This window comes from Achromobacter sp. 1011791174, assembly GCF_059760925.1.
This window is the reverse complement of the sequence record NZ_JCBANH010000214.1, coordinates 1-300: the sequence shown is the minus strand read 5'-3', so window position 1 is coordinate 300 and position 300 is coordinate 1. Positions and strand designations below refer to the sequence as shown.

1 protein-coding gene is annotated in these 300 nt (G+C 67.7%); it reads left to right on the top strand.

The window, feature by feature from the left end; translation table 11 throughout:
- Nucleotides 1-300 (top strand): LysM peptidoglycan-binding domain-containing protein (locus AC6LJ5_RS30365; RefSeq protein ID WP_498142459.1); only part of this gene is annotated, 300 nt, incomplete at both ends.

The following is a 300-nucleotide window of genomic DNA, read 5'->3' as shown; positions in this document are numbered from 1 at the left end:
TGCTGGGCACGACCGGCCCGACGGTGGGCGCGGACGACTTCTCGCCGTCCTTCCGTCCCATCGACGGCGGCAACCCGCAGGCCAGTCCGGGTTCGTACCGGATCCAGCCGGGCGACACGCTGCAGACCATCGCGCAGCAGGCCTATGGCGACAGCCGCCTGTGGTTCCTGGTGGCCGAGGCCAATGGTCTTGCCAGCGACCGCGACCTGCGGGTTGGGGCGACGGTGACGATCCCGAACCGGGTGTCGGGCAACCATAACGATTACAAGACCTTCAAGCCGTATGACCCGGGCAAGCTGA